General features: G+C 51.5%; 17 protein-coding genes. 1 reads left to right on the top strand and 16 read right to left on the bottom strand.

Features of this window, described 5'->3' with window-relative positions:
- Positions 1-81 precede the first annotated feature (81 nt).
- Positions 82-597 carry a hypothetical protein gene (locus tag INP78_RS08225; protein ID WP_194741680.1) on the top strand — a complete coding sequence of 172 codons (516 nt, stop codon included), beginning with the start codon at positions 82-84 and terminating at the stop codon, positions 595-597.
- A 44-nt stretch (positions 598-641) separates the two neighbouring features.
- Here the strand turns inward: INP78_RS08225 and INP78_RS08220 are convergent, their stop codons facing one another.
- From INP78_RS08220 to lepA, 16 genes are all read right to left on the bottom strand, one after another.
- Positions 642-1,106 carry a histidine phosphatase family protein gene (locus INP78_RS08220; RefSeq protein WP_194741679.1) on the bottom strand — a complete coding sequence of 155 codons (465 nt, stop codon included), beginning with the start codon at positions 1,104-1,106 and terminating at the stop codon, positions 642-644.
- 9 nt (positions 1,107-1,115) lie between these two features.
- A complete protein-coding gene (gene ppk1 / locus INP78_RS08215; RefSeq protein ID WP_194741678.1) occupies positions 1,116-3,158 on the bottom strand; it encodes a polyphosphate kinase 1 in 2,043 nt (680 codons plus the stop codon).
- Positions 3,159-3,225: 67 nt separating this feature from the next.
- Positions 3,226-4,770, bottom strand: a complete 1,545-nt coding sequence (locus INP78_RS08210) for a cryptochrome/photolyase family protein (protein ID WP_194741677.1) — start codon at positions 4,768-4,770, stop codon at positions 3,226-3,228.
- Complete coding sequence (locus tag INP78_RS08205; protein WP_194741676.1) at positions 4,767-4,928, bottom strand: DUF2256 domain-containing protein; 162 nt, start codon at positions 4,926-4,928, stop codon at positions 4,767-4,769. The genes INP78_RS08210 and INP78_RS08205 overlap by 4 nt, the downstream gene beginning before the upstream one ends.
- Positions 4,925-5,755, bottom strand: a complete 831-nt coding sequence (gene tpiA, locus INP78_RS08200; RefSeq protein ID WP_194741675.1) for a triose-phosphate isomerase — start codon at positions 5,753-5,755, stop codon at positions 4,925-4,927. Before tpiA ends, INP78_RS08205 begins: the two co-directional genes overlap by 4 nt.
- Positions 5,756-5,830: 75 nt before the next feature.
- A complete protein-coding gene (gene fba / locus INP78_RS08195) occupies positions 5,831-6,865 on the bottom strand; it encodes a class II fructose-bisphosphate aldolase (protein WP_194741674.1) in 1,035 nt (344 codons plus the stop codon).
- A 14-nt stretch (positions 6,866-6,879) separates the two neighbouring features.
- A complete protein-coding gene (locus tag INP78_RS08190; RefSeq protein WP_194741673.1) occupies positions 6,880-7,857 on the bottom strand; it encodes a class 1 fructose-bisphosphatase in 978 nt (325 codons plus the stop codon).
- A 244-nt stretch (positions 7,858-8,101) separates the two neighbouring features.
- Entirely contained in the window at positions 8,102-8,896 is a 795-nt protein-coding gene (locus INP78_RS08185; RefSeq protein WP_194741672.1) for a ThiF family adenylyltransferase, read from the bottom strand.
- Entirely contained in the window at positions 8,893-9,282 is a 390-nt protein-coding gene (gene acpS / locus INP78_RS08180) for a holo-ACP synthase (protein ID WP_194741671.1), read from the bottom strand. Before acpS ends, INP78_RS08185 begins: the two co-directional genes overlap by 4 nt.
- 31 nt (positions 9,283-9,313) lie before the next feature.
- Positions 9,314-10,042 carry a pyridoxine 5'-phosphate synthase gene (gene pdxJ, locus INP78_RS08175; protein ID WP_194741670.1) on the bottom strand — a complete coding sequence of 243 codons (729 nt, stop codon included), beginning with the start codon at positions 10,040-10,042 and terminating at the stop codon, positions 9,314-9,316.
- Between the two features lie 780 nt (positions 10,043-10,822).
- Positions 10,823-11,575 (bottom strand): DNA repair protein RecO, encoded by a 753-nt coding sequence (gene recO, locus INP78_RS08170; RefSeq protein WP_194741669.1) that lies wholly within the window; start codon positions 11,573-11,575, stop codon positions 10,823-10,825.
- Positions 11,576-11,599: 24 nt separating this feature from the next.
- Positions 11,600-12,505: a GTPase Era gene (gene era / locus INP78_RS08165; RefSeq protein WP_194741668.1), complete on the bottom strand. Its 906-nt coding sequence runs from the start codon at positions 12,503-12,505 to the stop codon at positions 11,600-11,602.
- Complete coding sequence (rnc, locus tag INP78_RS08160) at positions 12,502-13,173, bottom strand: ribonuclease III (protein ID WP_194741667.1); 672 nt, start codon at positions 13,171-13,173, stop codon at positions 12,502-12,504. The genes era and rnc overlap by 4 nt, the downstream gene beginning before the upstream one ends.
- Before the next feature lie 22 nt (positions 13,174-13,195).
- The gene (locus INP78_RS08155; RefSeq protein WP_194741666.1) at positions 13,196-13,549 is read right to left on the bottom strand and encodes a DUF4845 domain-containing protein; all 354 of its coding nucleotides are present in this window, start codon (positions 13,547-13,549) and stop codon (positions 13,196-13,198) included.
- A gap of 49 nt (positions 13,550-13,598) precedes the next feature.
- On the bottom strand, positions 13,599-14,414 hold the full coding sequence (lepB, locus tag INP78_RS08150; protein WP_194741665.1) for a signal peptidase I: 816 nt from the start codon (positions 14,412-14,414) through the stop codon (positions 13,599-13,601).
- A gap of 36 nt (positions 14,415-14,450) precedes the next feature.
- A complete protein-coding gene (lepA, locus tag INP78_RS08145) occupies positions 14,451-16,244 on the bottom strand; it encodes a translation elongation factor 4 (protein ID WP_194741664.1) in 1,794 nt (597 codons plus the stop codon).
- Positions 16,245-16,339: the final 95 nt, after the last annotated feature.

Here is a 16,339-nt window from a genome sequence, read left to right as displayed (position 1 = left end):
CAAATATGAAATATTTATGACAATTGACGTTAGAAAAAAACGGTATAAACTGTTTTCACAATATCAATTCAGGAGAACCACATGGCCAGCAAACCAGTCGCCAAACCCTTGAGCGCCAATAAACCAGCCACTGCAAAAACTAGCAGCCCAGCCAAACCAGTCGCAACTAAACCAGTTGCTGCTACGCCTGCCAGCGCGAAACCTGTTGCTGCAAAGCCCTCTACTGTTAAACCAGCCACGGCCAAACCTGCGATCAAGCCGATTGCCAAAGCCGTTGCAAAAACAGCAGTTGCTGCGAAAAAAGTGGCCCCTGCCAGCTCAGCCATTAAAGTGGTGAACAAAACAGCGACAACGACTGAAAAAGACAAACCCAAAGCCAGCAAGGTAAAAATGGAGCGCGACAGCTTCACCATGCCAAAAGAAGAGTATGCGCAAATCGCCACCTTGAAAAAACGCCTCGAAGGCCTGGCCAAACCAGCCAAGAAGAGCGAACTGTTGAGAGCAGGCTTGAAGCTGCTATCAGCAATGGATGACGCTTCGTTGAAAGCAGCGATGGCGGCCGTGCCAACGATTAAAACCGGCAGACCAAAGAAATAAGCCTGCATGCACCTGACTTAAAGTAGCCAGGTCATAGTCACCGCTTACTCAATCAGATCGGGGCTTTGCACACTATATAATTTATAGGGTGGCCCCGATTTTGGTAGCCGCAACCACCACACTGCACCTTTCTTAATACTGATCTGCCCGTCTGGCATGCCCAGGCTTTGCGCTGCCAGTTCTCCTATCCAGGGCTGGTGGCCGACCAGCATCACGGTCTCAAACGGACTTTGCGCCAGCAACTGTAATAAAGGCTCCAATGGCCTTTCAGGCGCCAGCCGACTATCCTCTTGCCAATCATCGCCCCAATAAGCCACCGTTTCACGCGTACGCACCGCAGGACTCACCAGCACATACGTCTGTTTTGGCAGGTATTTCTTGAGCCAGCTAGCCATTTGCTTGGCCTGCTTATGCCCTTTTTTGGTCAGCGCGCGCTCAAGGTCAGAGGCGCCGTGCAATAACACTTCGGCTTCGGCATGACGCCATAAAATCAAATTTTTAACTGACATCGCGCGGCACTACATGGAATGATATTGTTGCAATAACAGGTTCTGGCAAGACAGCGGCTCGGCATCCTGCGCCAATTGTGCCACAGGCACATACCGGCCTTTTTCTGCCAATTGCCAGGCATCTTTATTATCTTGCAGGTAAAGCTGCAGGCTTTCCTGGTAAATGCGGCTTTGCATGGCAGGATCTTTAATAGGCCAGGCGAGCTCAACCCGCCGCATCATATTGCGACTCATCCAATCGGCGCTGGATAGCCACATCTGCACTTGTCCATCCAGTTCAAAATAAAACACGCGTGAATGTTCCAGCAAGCGCCCGACGATAGAACGCACGCGGATACGGCCTTTGACTGCGGGTGAGTCGACTGGCAAGATGCAGGCACCACGCACAATCAAGTCAATCTCCACACCTGCGCTAGCAGCCTTCATCAAGGCCGCCACCAAGGGCACATCCGTCAAGGCGTTCATTTTGGCAATCACCCTGGCCGGTTTGCCCTGTTTCGCCAGGCGCTGGGCTTTCTCCAGTTGCTTGATCATGCTGTTTTGCAGGGTAAATGGTGCCACCAGCAAATGTCTCAGGGCCGGAATCGGCAACTCGCTGGTCAGGTGGCGGAACACCGTTTCCATTTCGCGTGTCAGGTTGGCATCCGCAGTCAGCATGCTCCAGTCTGTATATAGGCGTGTGGTTTTGGGGTTATAGTTACCAGTAGAAAGATGGCCATAACGGTGTATCACTTTGCCTTCTCTACGCATGATGAGCAACATTTTGGCATGTGTTTTTAAACCAACCACACCATACACCACTTGCGCACCAACCGACTCCAAGGCCTCCGCCCAGTTAATGTTTGCCTCTTCGTCAAAGCGCGCTTTGAGCTCCACCACCACCAGCACTTCTTTGCCACGGCGCACGGCCTCTTGCAGCAAGCGCAACATGCGAGGATCGGCACCGGTACGGTAAATCGTCATGCGGATGGCCAACACCTGATCGTCTTTGACCGCTTCTTCCAGTAACTGGATCACCACCTCAAAACTCTCGTAAGGCTGGTGAATCAACAGGTCTTTTTCACGCATCTGTGCCAGCAAGGAGGTATTACGTTTGATATGTCGCGGCCAATGCGGTTGGAAAGGCACAAACTTGAGGTGGTCGCCCTTGGCCATGTCTGGCAACTGGATCAAACGCCCCAAATTGACCGGCCCGTTAACACGGTAAAGCGCGAGCGGCGGCAAGTTAAACTGCTTGAGCAGAAACTCGGCCAGCGTATCATCACATTCCTGTGTGACTTCCAGGCGCACGGCTTCACCATATTGGCGATGCGCCAGTTCTTCACGCAAGGCTGTACGCAAGTTGATGACATCATCTTCATCCACCTCGAGATCGCTGTTACGCGTGACGCGGAACTGGGAGAAATGCAGGATGCTGGCGCCCTGGAATAGCACTTCCAGATTGGCGCGGATAATACTGGTCAATGACACAAAGCATTGCTCGCCTTTGCTGATAGACGGCGGCAACTGCACCAGCCGCGGCACCACTCGCGGCACACGCACAATGGCAATTTTTTCTTCGTCATCAACAGCAATACGCACAATAAAATTGAGCGACTTATTGGCCACCTGCGGGAACGGATGCGATGGATCCAGCGAGACCGGCATTAAAAATGGCAACACTTCGCGCTTGAAGTAGTTAGAAACCCAGGTGGTTTGCTCCGGTGTACGCACACCGCCAGACACCAGGTGCACGCTTTGTTTAGCCAGGGCGGGCATCAGCGCATCATTAAACAACTGGTATTGTTGCGCTACTAGCGCTTGCGCCATCTCGGCCACTTGCTCACAAGTGCTGGCCGACACCGGGCCACTGGTCACCCCTTGCTGGTAAGCCTCCATCTGCAAGGGCATGCGTACCTCAAAAAACTCATCGAGGTTGTTAGAAACGATACATAAAAAACGTAAACGCTCGAGTAAGGGATAGTCCTCTCGCTGCGCTAAAGACAGTACACGGGCATTAAAACTGAGAATGCTAAGGTCTCTGTCAAGCAGAGCAGGCGTGGTATTTTTCATGGCGGTTATTGTATCGACTCAACCTGTGTCAAATGTGACAGTTTTATGAAATTAAACAAACGTGTGATTACAAATAGGCCAGTTGCTGCAAGCGTTGCTCCGCAAATGCGCCAAGCGCATCCCGCTCATCTGCAGTCATCTTGGCCACATGTTTAACCATGAGCCGCGTACGTGGATTGCTCGCCAGCCAAGCCTCATGTTTGATTAAAAAGGCCCAATACAAGGTCGTCAACGGACAGGCACGCTCGCCTGTTTTTTGCTTGGGGTCGTATTTGCAACCCGCACAATAATTGCTCATGCGCTGAATATAAGCGCCACTTGCCACATACGGCTTGCTGGTAAAACGGCCACCATTGGCAAACAAAGCCATGCCGACCACATTTGGCAGCTCGACCCACTCGACGGCATCCACATACACCGCCAAAAACCAGTCAGAGACCTGCTGTGGCGACAGTTGCGCCAGGGTCGAAAACAACCCAATCACCATCAGCCGCTGAATATGGTGCGCATAGCCCGTTTGCAGGGTTTGACTGATGCACTGCGACAAACATTGCATCTGCGTCTCACCAGTCCAAAACCAGTCTGGCAAATCCCGCGTATGCTGAAAATAATTGGCGGACTTTAGCCCCGGCATCTCCAGCCAATAAACCCCACGCACAAACTCGCGCCAACCCAATATCTGGCGAATAAAGCCTTCAACACTGCCCAATGGCGCCTGACCGCTCACATACGCCTGCTCGGCAGCGGCGATCACTTCGCGCGGATTGAGCAATTTAAGGTTAAGCGCTGAGGCCAGCAGTGAATGCCATAAATATGGCGTGTTTTGCCACATGGCGTCTTGATATGGGCCAAATTGAGGTAATTTCTCGGTGATAAAGTGCGCAAGCAAGGTGAGCGCTTGCTCGCGCGTGACTGGCCAGGCAAAAGCCTCCATCTGGCCCGGGTGATCTGCAAACCGCGCCTTGACCAGTGCGAGTACTTCCAGGGTAATTGCATCTGGCGTAAACCCAGGCGGCGGCACCAGCGCTTGCGGGCCTTGCCTGCCTAGTGGTTGTCGATTGTCATGGTCGTAATTCCAGTCACCGCCCGCAGGCGCATCGCCAGTCATTAAAATATTGTATTTTTTACGCATGCCGCGATAAAAAAACTCCATGCGCAAAGAAGTATTTTTTTCGCCATATTTCGCGGCCCAGCGCTTGAACTGGTCTATGCTGCACATAAAATGCGTGTCTTGCAGCACTTGCAAAGGCGTTGCATGTTGCTTAGCCACTGCCTGCAGGCTTTGCCAGACACGCCAGTCACCGGGTTCACATACTTTGATTGCCTGTGGTTGATGCTGCTGTAACATGACCTGCCAAATCGCAGGCAAATCCAGGTAGTCATGCGACGCGAGGCTAAAATAAGTAAGCGGGAATTGTAGTGCGCGCAACTGGTTGGCGAAGTGACGCATGGCAGATAAAAATAGCGTAATGCGCTGCCGGTGCGACCACACATGCTGAGACTCGTGAGCAACCTCTGCCATGACGATATGATCTTGCGTTGGGTCAAACCCGTGTAATGCAGGGTTATCTAGCGTTAGCTGGTCGCCCAGAATAATGACAAGGTTTCTCATTTGACGTGTTTTGATGGTGTGCGGCGACAACGCTCAGAACAATATTTGACTTGATCCCAATTGTTAGCCCAGGCTTTACGCCAAGTCATGGGTCTGCCGCATTGCTGGCAAAGCTTGGTGGGTAGATGGCTTTTATTCCCTTTATAGCTGACAGTCATGCCTCAAACACGGGGATGGCTCGCGATGACTCACGCACCGCTGTTTTTTGCTGGTAGCAACGGCTGGCGATTTTGCAGATATCGACAAAATCTTCCGCGACCAGCGCGGCACGGCCCAATAAGCCACCGTCGATATCTGGCATGCTGAGTAAACTGTAGGCATTTTTAGGCGCCATACTGCCGCCATAGACAATACGAATCTGCTCGGCAAACTCGCGGTCGCGCTCGGCAATCATCATACGGATAAATGCATGCATGCGCTGCGCCTGCTCAGGCGTGGCGTGCTCGCCGGTGCCAATCGCCCACACAGGCTCATAGGCAATCACCATATTGAATTTTTTGGCCAGCGCAAAAGCTTCATCATCCAGGCCATACACCACGTTCAGCATCTGGTTGCGCACGATCAATTCGGCCATATTGCCATCCCGCTCATCTTGGGTCTCGCCGACACAAAAAATTGGCGTCAGCCCGGCATGCAAGGCATTAAGCAGGCGCTTGGTGGCGACCTGGTTACTTTCGAGTTTGAGGGCACGGCGTTCAGAATGGCCAATAATGGTATAGCTACAACCAAACTCGGCCACCATTTTGGCAGAAATGCAGGAGGTAAACGCGCCTTCGGTAAACTGGCTGACGTTTTGCGCACCCCAGGCAATCGTCGAGTCTTGCAGCAGGTCTTGCGCCTGATACAAGTACACATAAGGCAAGCACACGGCTGTCGCTACGCCCTCCAGGTCGTGCAGCTCCTGCTTGAGCCTGTTCAGCAAGCCTTGATTTTCAAGCAAGCCGCCGTGCAGCTTCCAGTTACCAATGACTAGTTTTTCTCGCATGATGGGATTCCTTTGCTCATGCCCCCTCAATTTATCATTGTTTTTTTAGGCTGTTTATCTCATGGTCATGCAGAGCTAGTAAATAGCCGCCATTTTTTCCAGAGAGATTACCTTTATCTTACTCGCTTGTCCGGCACTACCAAAGGCCTCAAAGCGTTCTTTACACAAATGCTGCGCCGCCGTGGTGGCTTCCTTGAAATATTTGCGTGGATCAAACTCTTCCGGATGCTCCGCCATATGGCACCGAATCGCTGCTGTCATCGCCAGGCGGATATCGGTATCAATATTGACTTTGCGCACGCCATTTTTAATGCCTTCTACAATTTGCGACACCGGCACACCATAGGTTTCCTTGATATTGCCGCCATAATGCCGGATTTGCTCCAGCAAGGATTGCGGCACGCTAGAAGAACCGTGCATGACCAAATGCGTGTTAGGGATTTTGGCATGGATTTCACGAATACGTTCAATCGAAAGCGTATCGTCTGAAGGTGGCCGTGTGAATTTATACGCGCCGTGGCTGGTGCCAATGGCGATGGCCAGCGCATCAACCTTGGTGGCTTCCACAAATGCGGCGGCCTCATCCGGATCGGTCAACAATTGTGACTCATCCAGCTTACCTTCCGCCCCGACGCCATCTTCTTCGCCTGCCATACCGGTTTCCAGCGAGCCCAGCACGCCAAGCTCCCCCTCAACCGACACGCCCACCGCATGCGCGAATTCGACGACACGACGCGTCACTTCAACGTTGTACTCATAACTGGCGGGGGTTTTGCCATCTTCACGCAGCGAGCCATCCATCATCACACTGGAGAATCCGCTGCGAATCGCCATCTGGCAAACCTTGGGCGAAGCACCATGATCCTGGTGCATGCAAATCGGAATATGCGGATATTGCTCAATCGCCGCTTCGACCATTTTGCGCAAAAACGACTCCCCGGCATAGCCACGTGCGCCTGCTGAGGCCTGCAAAATCACCGGGCTGTCGACTTCGTCGGCTGCCTTCATAATGGAGAGAATCTGCTCCATGTTGTTGATATTAAACGCAGGCAAGCCATAGCTGTGTTCTGCGGCGTGGTCGAGTAATTGCCTGAGCGAAATCAATGCCATGTCATACTCCTTTATTATTTTGAAACCTGCTGATGATAATCACGCAAGCGCTGGATTTCCTGTTTAGCGCCTAACAAGACCGGCACACGCTGATGACATGCCGTCGGCTGAATCGCCAGCACATCCTCAAGCCCGTCTATACTGGCCCCGCCAGCCTGCGTCACCAGCAAACTCATGGGGTTAGCCTCATATAACAATCTCAAGCGCCCAGCCTTGACTGGCTGCTTGCTATCGCGCGGATACAGAAACACGCCGCCGCGCGTCAAAATACGATGCACATCCATCACCATACTGGCGCACCAGCGCATATTAAAATCGCGCCCACGCGGTCCTTCGCTGCCTTGCAGGCATTCATCAATATAGCGCTGAACGGCAGGTTGCCAATAGCGCTGATTGCTGGCGTTAATGGCAAACTCAGACGTTTCCTCGCTCATTTGCACGGTTTGTTGCGTTAATACAAATGATTGCGTCGTTTGGTCCAGCGTAAATACATGCGTGCCCTGGCCAATGGTGAGCACCAGCAAGGTGGCCGGGCCATACATGATATAAGCCGCGGCACGTTGGTCCTGCCCCGGTTGCAAAAAGGCCTGATCACCCAGCGTCGCGACGCCAGTGTTAGGTAATACAGAAAAAATACTACCGACGACCCCGTTAATCGCCAGGTTAGAAGACCCATCCAGAGGATCCATGCTGACCAGGAATGGTGCATCCAGCGTCTCAAACAAGACTGGCGCATCCACTTCTTCTGACAACACGCCAGCCACCACTGCCGAAGCACGCAGGTGAGCCACAGCCACCTCGTGACTGCGAATGTCCAGTTGCATCTGCGTTTCGCCCTGCACATTGGTACTGGTCATTTTTTCAGTGACGCCTTCCAATGCACCCTGCTTGATCAGCCCAGCAATTTCAATCCCCGCCTCGGCAATATGCCAGACCAGCACATTCAAGGCATGGTTGATAGAAACCTTCTTTAAAAACACATCCAATTGCATGGCAATCACCTTTAATGGATTAAGCGTACTTGGCCCATATGACACTGTAACGGATAGCACTGTCGCTTGAAGTCATGATGACAAGCTGAAAACCAGCGCATTTAAAAGTTAAGTATGGATGGTTTCCGCGTGGTTGATGCACGAAAACATGCAGTGTTTATGCCCGGCTTTTTAAAATAGACGCCACCATACCCACATTGTTCAACCTGATTGGCCGATGGCGTGCCGCGAGCACTGAATAGACTTAAATGCGTGAAAGCGCAATCAATTGCTGAATCGCTTGTTGTGCCGCGACAAACCCGGCACTGGCCGTCACGCAAATACTGGAGCCATAGCCCGCACAGTTGAGGCCAGTCAGCCCTGCCGATGACGTTTCACAAGCCTCTTCAGGCCGCTCTACCGGCTCATCCGAATACACAGCCGCAATGCCAAACTTGGCTGATTTTTTGTGATCTGACGCTTTAGGAAAACCATGGTCTCGTCGCAACTGGTTGCGGACCTTGGCCAGCATACGGTCGCCCTGTACATGCGCCAGATCAGCCAGGCGTATGCGCGTCGCATCCAGCTTGCCGCCTGCGCTGCCTACCATGATCAACGGCAATTGCTGCTGCTTGCAGTAAGCCGCCAGCGCAATCTTGGCCTTGGTGTCATCCATGCAATCCACCACCACATCCGGCTGTCCGGCCAACATTGAGGCCAGATTTTCAGGGGTGACAAAATCCTCAACTTCAGCCACCTTACACAGTGGATTAATCGCAGCGATCCTCTCGCGCATGGCAGTCACCTTGGCCTTGCCCAACGTTTCATCCAGCGCATGAATCTGGCGATTCATGTTCGACTCGGCAATATTATCTAAATCGACCAGGGTTAACTTGCCAATCGCATTGCGCGCCAGCGCTTCAACCGCCCACGAGCCGACACCACCAATGCCAATGACCAGCACATGCGCTTGCTGCAAACCAGCCAACCCTTGCTCGCCATATAAACGGCGCACGCCACTAAAGCGGCGCTGAATATCCACTAACTGATCTGCTGTCATGCTGCTTGGGTCGTTTCCAGCACGACATAGGCCAGTGCCAGATTTTTTTCATCACTGATGCTGATATGCGATTGGTAAATATGATGTTGTTTGAGAAAGGCTTGTAGTGTAGATGACAACTGCAACAAAGGACGCCCTAACGCATCATGGGTGACCGCAATATTCTGAAAACTGACATCGCCACGAATGCCGGTGCCAATGGCCTTGGCAAACGCTTCTTTTGCGGCAAAGCGTTTGGCCAGAAAACGCGCCTTAAGTTTGCTCGCCTCGTAATCTGCCCACTCACTGCTGGCCAGAATCCGTTTGGCAAAGCTATCACCGAACTGATCCAGTGAGGCCTCGATCCGCTCAACTTCGACAATATCTGTGCCTATGCCGTAAATCATTGATGTTCTCCACAATGATTGTGTAATTGCATCATTTAGGTGAAAACTCTTTCATCAGCGCCTTCATCTCACGCACAGCGCTATCCCAGCCCACAAACAAAGCATGCGCTACAATGGCGTGGCCGATATTGAGCTCTTCAAAACCTGGCAAGCGCGCAATATGGTGCACATTATGATAATGCAGGCCGTGGCCAGCATTCACGACCAGGCCCGCCGCTTTTGCATGTTTGAGTGCAGCGTCAATTTTCTCCAGTTCATCCAACTGGTCTTTTTCTGTTTCAGCATCGGCAAAAGTACCCGTATGCAGTTCAATCACCGGCGCGCCCATTTTGGCGGCTGCATCAATCTGTGCCAAATCTGGTGCGATAAACAGTGACACACGGATGCCTTGGTCAGACAGTTTCTTCACCGCATGCTCCACTTTGGCATAGTGTGTGAGCACATCCAAACCACCCTCCGTCGTACGCTCTTCACGGCGCTCAGGCACCAGGCAGACGTCCTGCGGGTTTACCTGAATCGCAATATCAATCATCTCACTGGTGACAGCGCACTCAAGGTTCATTTTGGTTTGCAGCAAAGGCCTTAACGCAAAAATATCCGCATCCTGCATGTGGCGACGGTCTTCGCGCAAGTGCAAGGTAATGCTGTCTGCACCAGACTGCTCAGCACGCAGAGCTGCTTGTACCACGCTGGGATATTTGGTGCCACGCGCCTGACGAATGGTTGCGACGTGATCAATATTAACGCCTAGTTTTAACATAGCTCTCTTTGTAATTGGGTGAATGACGATATTTTAACTGTTGATGATGGTAAACCAAATTAATCATGTGAAAAATAGAAAGATATTCCTGTTTAGACTTAAAGGTTTCCAGGCAAACAGACATGCCCATCCCAAATCCAAGTTTGTCTACCAGTTGATTGAAAGTATCTTCGCATTTAAAGGTAGATTTTCTTTCGCCTTGTTGGCGAGTTACTTTTTTTGCTTGCCCCAAAAAAGTAACCAAAAAGAGGGCACCCAGCCATCACGGCCTTACGGCTCCCTTGCGTTGCTCAACAAAGTGGGCGTCCATCGAAACTCGCCCTAGCGGCTTGCAAAAGACGCAAGCCACCGCGGAACTCGAACAGACGATGGCCGACTACTCCCACTTCGTCTCCGCTACTCAGCGTGATGGAATGGGATTCTTCTCATTTAAGTAGCTGCACCACAGTTTGGACGGTTAAAAAACAAACTCTTTTCTTATAACCACCGACGGTTGCAGTCGCATGGTGTTCGGGGTCCCCATCTGCCGCGCCGAGTAGCGCAGGCAAAATAAGGAAGAAGGGAGCGACTGTTCGAATCCCGCAGTAGCTCACGTTCTGTGTGAGCTACAAGGTTGAGTTTCGTGACCGCTTATTTTGACGAGCAACGCAGGATACAAGCGGAAGCTGGGGTGCACTTTCTTTTGGTTACTTGTTCTTTGTGCAAGCAAAGAAAAGTAACTCGCCGAAAAGGCGAAATCAACCACTCACAAAGAAGAACAACATTTTATTACAATCGCGTTTAAAAATCCTGCAAGTCCACAAGCAACTGTCGCGTATATAACGGTTTCTCGCCCAAATAATGCTGCAATAAATATCGCATCAACTGCTTGCTTTGTGATTGCGTAGTCACGCTAGTGTAATTCCCACGCGCCATCTCCAATAACGTCGCACCTTGAATCAACATGCCATTCCTGGTCGCTGAAGGTGAGCAGGCACCATAATCTGCTTCAAAACGATAGGTTTCGTCCGCATGGATAATTTCACCGTTTTCGTCATGTGTAAGGGGGACGGCATAGCCTAGCTCTTGCAGCATTTTGAGTTCAAACCGACGCAGAATTTCGGCGAGCTGGCCACTCCCTACATCCTGTTGCAAGGTCGACAGTAATTGTATGGTTTGCGCGTAATATTCGAATAGTTGCGCGTGGGCGTCATCGCGCGGCAACAAGCGCAGCAGCAACTCGTTCATGTAAAAGCCGCACATCAGGGCGTCGCCGCGCAGCAGCGTGAGGCCTGTCATCCACTCTAGTTCGTGCAAGGTTTTGAGTTCGTTTTTGCCTGACCAGGTGCCTGCCAGTTGCTGAAAAGATTGCAACATGCCACGCATGGCAGACAGTGGCCGCCGTGCACCTTTGGCCACCGCGGCAATGCGCCCCAGGTCGCGGCTGAACATCTCAACCACGAGGCTGGTTTCTTTAAAAGGATAGGTGTGGAGGATAAAAACCGGTTGCTGCGATTGCTTGTGGCTACCGGAATCGGGGGATTTTACTGCCATAAAATGCCAGTAGTGAATCTGCTGTTAGAAGCCCAGACTTTTCAGTGCACGCGCATCGTCTGCCCAGCCGCCTTTTACCTTAACCCAGGTTTCCAGGTAGACTTTAGAACCAAACAGCTTTTCCATGTCTTGGCGGGCTTCGGTGGAAATTTGCTTGAGCTTTTCGCCACCTTTGCCAATGATCATCGGCTTTTGGCTATCTTTGTCGACAATAATCGCGGCAAAAATACGGCGCAGGTTTTTAACCGTTTCAAACTTCTCGATCTCTACCGTCACAGAGTATGGCACTTCGTCACCCAGCAAGCGGAAGACTTTTTCGCGCACCAGCTCGGCGGCCAGGAAGCGTTCATTCTTGTCAGTCAACTCATCTTCGGCATAGATGGCTGGTTGTTGTGGCAAGTGCTCGCGCACGGCTGACAGCAACTCATCGAGGTACAAACTCTTTTTGGCGCTGACCGGGACAATGCCAGCAAAATCAAACAGCAAATCAAAGTCCTGGATTAAAGGCAGCAAATTACCTTTGTCGCCCATAAGGTCAGCCTTATTCACGACCAGCAATACCGGTTTATTCTTAGGCAGCAGTTTGAGGACGATTTCGTCCGCTTCACCCAGTTTCATCGGCTCAATCACAAACAGCACGACGTCTACTTCAGTGAGTACCTGAGTGACGGTTTTGTTGAGTGTTTTATTCAGCGCATTAATATGTTTTTGCTGGAAACCCGGCGTATCCACAAACAGGAACTGGGTATCGTCTGTGGTATGAATGCCCAGCAGGCGATGGCGCGTGGTCTGCGCTTTGCGTGAGGTAATCGCCAGCTTCATGCCTAAAATATGATTCAGCAGTGTGGACTTGCCAACATTGGGGCGACCAACGATGGCAACGGTACCACAACGAAAATCGTCTGTAGCGGGGGTAATTTCTTCTGTCATGATTGAATCTCGTCCATGGCCAATTTGGCCGCTTGTTGCTCCGCCACACGGCGACTGGTGCCCACGCCAGTGGTGGTCAGCTTGAGCTTTTTAATAAAACACTGCACGGTGAAGGTTTGCGCATGCGCCTCACCTTCAATAGAAACGACCTGATACTCCGGCAGATCCATTTTCTTGCTTTGCAGATATTCTTGTAATTGTGATTTGGCGTCTTTGTCGATCGCTTTGGGATCTATAGTTTGCAGCTTGTCGCGATACAACAATGCTACCACTTGCTGGGCAGCGTCAAAGCCGCCATCCAGGTAGACCGCACCGACAATCGCTTCCAGCGCATCCGCCAGGATCGAAGGGCGGCGCCAACCTGCACTTTTAAGCTCGCCTTCACCCAGTTTGAGCGCATCGCCCAGATTAAGGTCGGTCGCGATTTCAGCCAGGCTGGCTTCACGCACCAGCTTGGCGCGCAAACGGCTTAAATCGCCTTCTGGCAAATGCGGAAACAAATTAAACAGCTGGTGCGCAATAATAAAGTTGAGCACGCTATCGCCCAAAAACTCCAGGCGCTCGTTATTGGTGGCAGAAAAGCTGCGGTGGGTGAGCGCTTGTTGCAGCAAGGCAGGCTGCGTAAAGCTGTAACTAATTCTGGTTTGTAATACCGGGAGTGCGTTCATTTAGGTACGATCAAGCCAGCCATCAAGGTTTGCTGGTAGCATCAAAGTCGATCAACAGTGTCATGGTGTCTGTGAGTGCAATTTTCTTCTGGTAGCGCATGGCCACCGTACCGCCACTGATGTCCAAATCACGACCAGTCACCTCGCGGATGCTGTCAACTTGCATCTGATGATCAAACGCGGTGCGCATATCACTGTCGCTTTGCAGCAAAGGATCATGTGCAATACGATTCACGGTCGCCTGGATGGAATAATACTCCATATAAGATGGCAAGGCCTTCAAGGCGACGGTGCCAAGGATGCCAAATGCGGTTAATACCAGCAAAAAGCCGATCAAGCCGATACCGTGTTGGTGAGCGCTCTTTGAGTCATTCATAATACGATCCCTCAAGAAGATGTCTGTTTCCACACGGTTCACCGTGCGCTTAACCAATACTTTGCCCGATACGGCGCCATTGGTCAAAATTAAACCAGATAAAGAATGCGCGACCAACCAGGTGCTTTTCTGCGACAAAGCCCCAGACACGGCTGTCTGAACTGTTATCACGGTTGTCGCCCATGGCAAAGTACTCACCTTCTGGTACGGTGATGGTTTCGCCCTGCATCAGGCGGTCACCCGCGCTGCCAGGGCTATACTGGTTCATGATGTCATGAATCAATACATCGTGTTTCACGTCGCCCAATTGCTCACTCAAGCGGGACGCAGTCACATCCACTGCACGTGCATTACCGCTTTCATCATTCACATTCAGGGCATATTGATACGGCTGCACAAAATCCAGGTTGATCACTTTGCCGTTAATGGTTAACTGCTTGTCTTTATACTGAATCTTGTCGCCAGGCAGGCCAATGACGCGCTTGATATAGTCAATCGAGGTGTCAGGTGGATAATGAAACACGAACACATCGCCACGTTTAGGCAAGCTCACCGGGTAAAACACGTTATTCAGGATAGGCACGCGCAAGCCATAGGTGAATTTGTTCACCAGGATGTAATCACCCGCCAGCAGGGTTGGCATCATGGAGCCGGAAGGAATCTTGAATGGCTCGACCACAAAAGAACGCACCATAAATACCAGCAAAATAACGGGGAAAAAGCTTTTACTGTATTCCACGTACCATGGGTCGGCAACATCGCCCAAGGCACCTGCCTGGCGTTGTTTGCGCAAGACCAGAATATCCAGCAGCCAGATCACGCCTGAGACCAGCAAAATCACCAACATAAAAATTGCAAAATACATGCTTGTTTCCTGAGTAAGCTATTCCACTAAAAAGGATTATTTATCTTCTACACGCAAGATGGCAAGGAAGGCCTCTTGTGGAATTTCCACGTTACCCACCTGCTTCATACGCTTTTTACCTTCTTTTTGTTTTTCCAGCAACTTGCGCTTACGCGTAATATCACCGCCATAACATTTGGCCAGCACGTTTTTACGCATGGCCTTGACGGTTTCGCGCGCCACAATGTTGGCACCAATAGACGCCTGGATCGCGATATCAAACATCTGACGCGGGATCAGTTCGCGCATTTTAGCCACCAGCTCGCGGCCACGGTAAATGCTGTTGGCACGGTGCACAATCAGGCTTAATGCGTCGACGCGTTCGCCGTTCACCATGATATCCAGCTTGACCAGGTCTGCGGCGCGGAACTCGAGGAACTCGTAGTCCATAGACGCATAACCACGCGACACTGACTTCAACTTGTCAAAGAAATCGAGCACTACTTCATTCAATGGCATTTCGTAGCTCAACATCACCTGGCGGCCCATGTATTGCATATTGCGCTGAACACCACGCTTGTTATTACATAGCGTCATCACCGGGCCCACGTAATCTTGTGGCATCAACAGATTGACCACAATCATGGGCTCACGGATTTCTTCAATACGTGAAGGTTCAGGCAGGCGTGACGGGTTTTCAATCTGTACCACCTCACCGCTTTTGAGCAACAGCTCATAAATCACGGTTGGCGCAGTGGTGATCAGGTCCATGTCGTACTCGCGCTCCAGGCGCTCCTGTACGATCTCCATATGCAGCAACCCTAGGAAGCCACAACGGAAGCCAAAGCCCAGCGCCGTCGAGTTTTCTGGCTCGAACTGCAGGCTGGAGTCGTTCAGGCTCAGTTTTTCCAGCGCAGTACGCAATGCTTCAAACTGGTTGGACTCCACCGGATACAAGCCAGCAAACACCTGTGGCTTCACCTCTTTAAAACCAGGCAGTGGCGCCGCAGCAGGTTTGCCCGCCAGCGTGACCGTGTCACCTACCTTGGCGGCGGCCAGCTCTTTAATGCCAGCAATCACAAACCCTACTTCACCCGCGCTTAACTGTGTACGCTGCAATGATTTAGGCGTAAACACACCGACTTGCTCACACAGGTATTCAGCACCTGTCGCCATCAAGCGGATTTTTTCTTTGGCTTTCAACGCGCCATCCACCACGCGTACCAGCATGACTACACCTACGTAGTTGTCAAACCAGGCGTCGATCACCAGGGCTTTCAACGGCGCGTCAATATCACCCACTGGTGGTGGCACTTTGGCAACCACCTCTTCCAGCACATCGCGCACGCCTTCACCGGTTTTGGCCGAACAACGTACGGCATCGGTCGCATCCACGCCGATGACGTCTTCAATTTCTTGCGAAACGCGCGCCGGGTCGGCAGATGGCAAATCAATCTTGTTGAGCACAGGCGTCACTTCAACACCGAGGTCAATCGCCGTGTAGCAGTTGGCCACACTTTGTGCTTCTACGCCTTGCGAGGCATCCACTACCAGCAAAGCGCCTTCACAAGCAGACAGCGAGCGGCTCACTTCGTAGCTAAAGTCGACGTGACCGGGGGTATCAATCAGGTTGAGGTGATAAATTTCACCGTTGTTGGCCTTGTATTGCAGGGCCGCCGTTTGCGCCTTGATGGTGATGCCGCGCTCACGCTCGATATCCATGCTGTCCAGCACTTGTGCTTCCATTTCACGGTCGGCCAAACCACCGCACAATTGAATAATGCGGTCTGCCAGTGTCGATTTGCCGTGGTCAATGTGAGCAATAATCGAAAAATTACGAATATTTTTCATGTTCAGTTATGCGTTATTTACAAGCAAGAAAGGCGCTTGACGCGCCTCTCAAATCGGTGGCATTTTACAGCAAATGCATGCATATCAGTGATTTA

Origin of the sequence: Methylophilus sp. 14 (assembly GCF_015354345.1) — a bacterium.
GTDB lineage: Bacteria > Pseudomonadota > Gammaproteobacteria > Burkholderiales > Methylophilaceae > Methylophilus.
This window is presented reverse-complemented; position numbering and strand designations above follow the sequence as displayed.

Bases quoted from the DNA above. Each gene is read 5' to 3' on its own strand.
- INP78_RS08225 (WP_194741680.1), top strand. From the start codon at position 82: ATGGCCAGCAAACCAGTCGCCAAACCCTTGAGCGCCAATAAACCAGCC.
- INP78_RS08220 (WP_194741679.1), bottom strand. From the start codon at position 1,106: ATGTCAGTTAAAAATTTGATTTTATGGCGTCATGCCGAAGCCGAAGTG.
- ppk1 (WP_194741678.1), bottom strand. From the start codon at position 3,158: ATGAAAAATACCACGCCTGCTCTGCTTGACAGAGACCTTAGCATTCTC.
- INP78_RS08210 (WP_194741677.1), bottom strand. From the start codon at position 4,770: ATGAGAAACCTTGTCATTATTCTGGGCGACCAGCTAACGCTAGATAAC.
- INP78_RS08205 (WP_194741676.1), bottom strand. From the start codon at position 4,928: ATGACTGTCAGCTATAAAGGGAATAAAAGCCATCTACCCACCAAGCTT.
- tpiA (WP_194741675.1), bottom strand. From the start codon at position 5,755: ATGCGAGAAAAACTAGTCATTGGTAACTGGAAGCTGCACGGCGGCTTG.
- fba (WP_194741674.1), bottom strand. From the start codon at position 6,865: ATGGCATTGATTTCGCTCAGGCAATTACTCGACCACGCCGCAGAACAC.
- INP78_RS08190 (WP_194741673.1), bottom strand. From the start codon at position 7,857: ATGCAATTGGATGTGTTTTTAAAGAAGGTTTCTATCAACCATGCCTTG.
- INP78_RS08185 (WP_194741672.1), bottom strand. From the start codon at position 8,896: ATGACAGCAGATCAGTTAGTGGATATTCAGCGCCGCTTTAGTGGCGTG.
- acpS (WP_194741671.1), bottom strand. From the start codon at position 9,282: ATGATTTACGGCATAGGCACAGATATTGTCGAAGTTGAGCGGATCGAG.
- pdxJ (WP_194741670.1), bottom strand. From the start codon at position 10,042: ATGTTAAAACTAGGCGTTAATATTGATCACGTCGCAACCATTCGTCAG.
- recO (WP_194741669.1), bottom strand. From the start codon at position 11,575: ATGGCAGTAAAATCCCCCGATTCCGGTAGCCACAAGCAATCGCAGCAA.
- era (WP_194741668.1), bottom strand. From the start codon at position 12,505: ATGACAGAAGAAATTACCCCCGCTACAGACGATTTTCGTTGTGGTACC.
- rnc (WP_194741667.1), bottom strand. From the start codon at position 13,173: ATGAACGCACTCCCGGTATTACAAACCAGAATTAGTTACAGCTTTACG.
- INP78_RS08155 (WP_194741666.1), bottom strand. From the start codon at position 13,549: ATGAATGACTCAAAGAGCGCTCACCAACACGGTATCGGCTTGATCGGC.
- lepB (WP_194741665.1), bottom strand. From the start codon at position 14,414: ATGTATTTTGCAATTTTTATGTTGGTGATTTTGCTGGTCTCAGGCGTG.
- lepA (WP_194741664.1), bottom strand. From the start codon at position 16,244: ATGAAAAATATTCGTAATTTTTCGATTATTGCTCACATTGACCACGGC.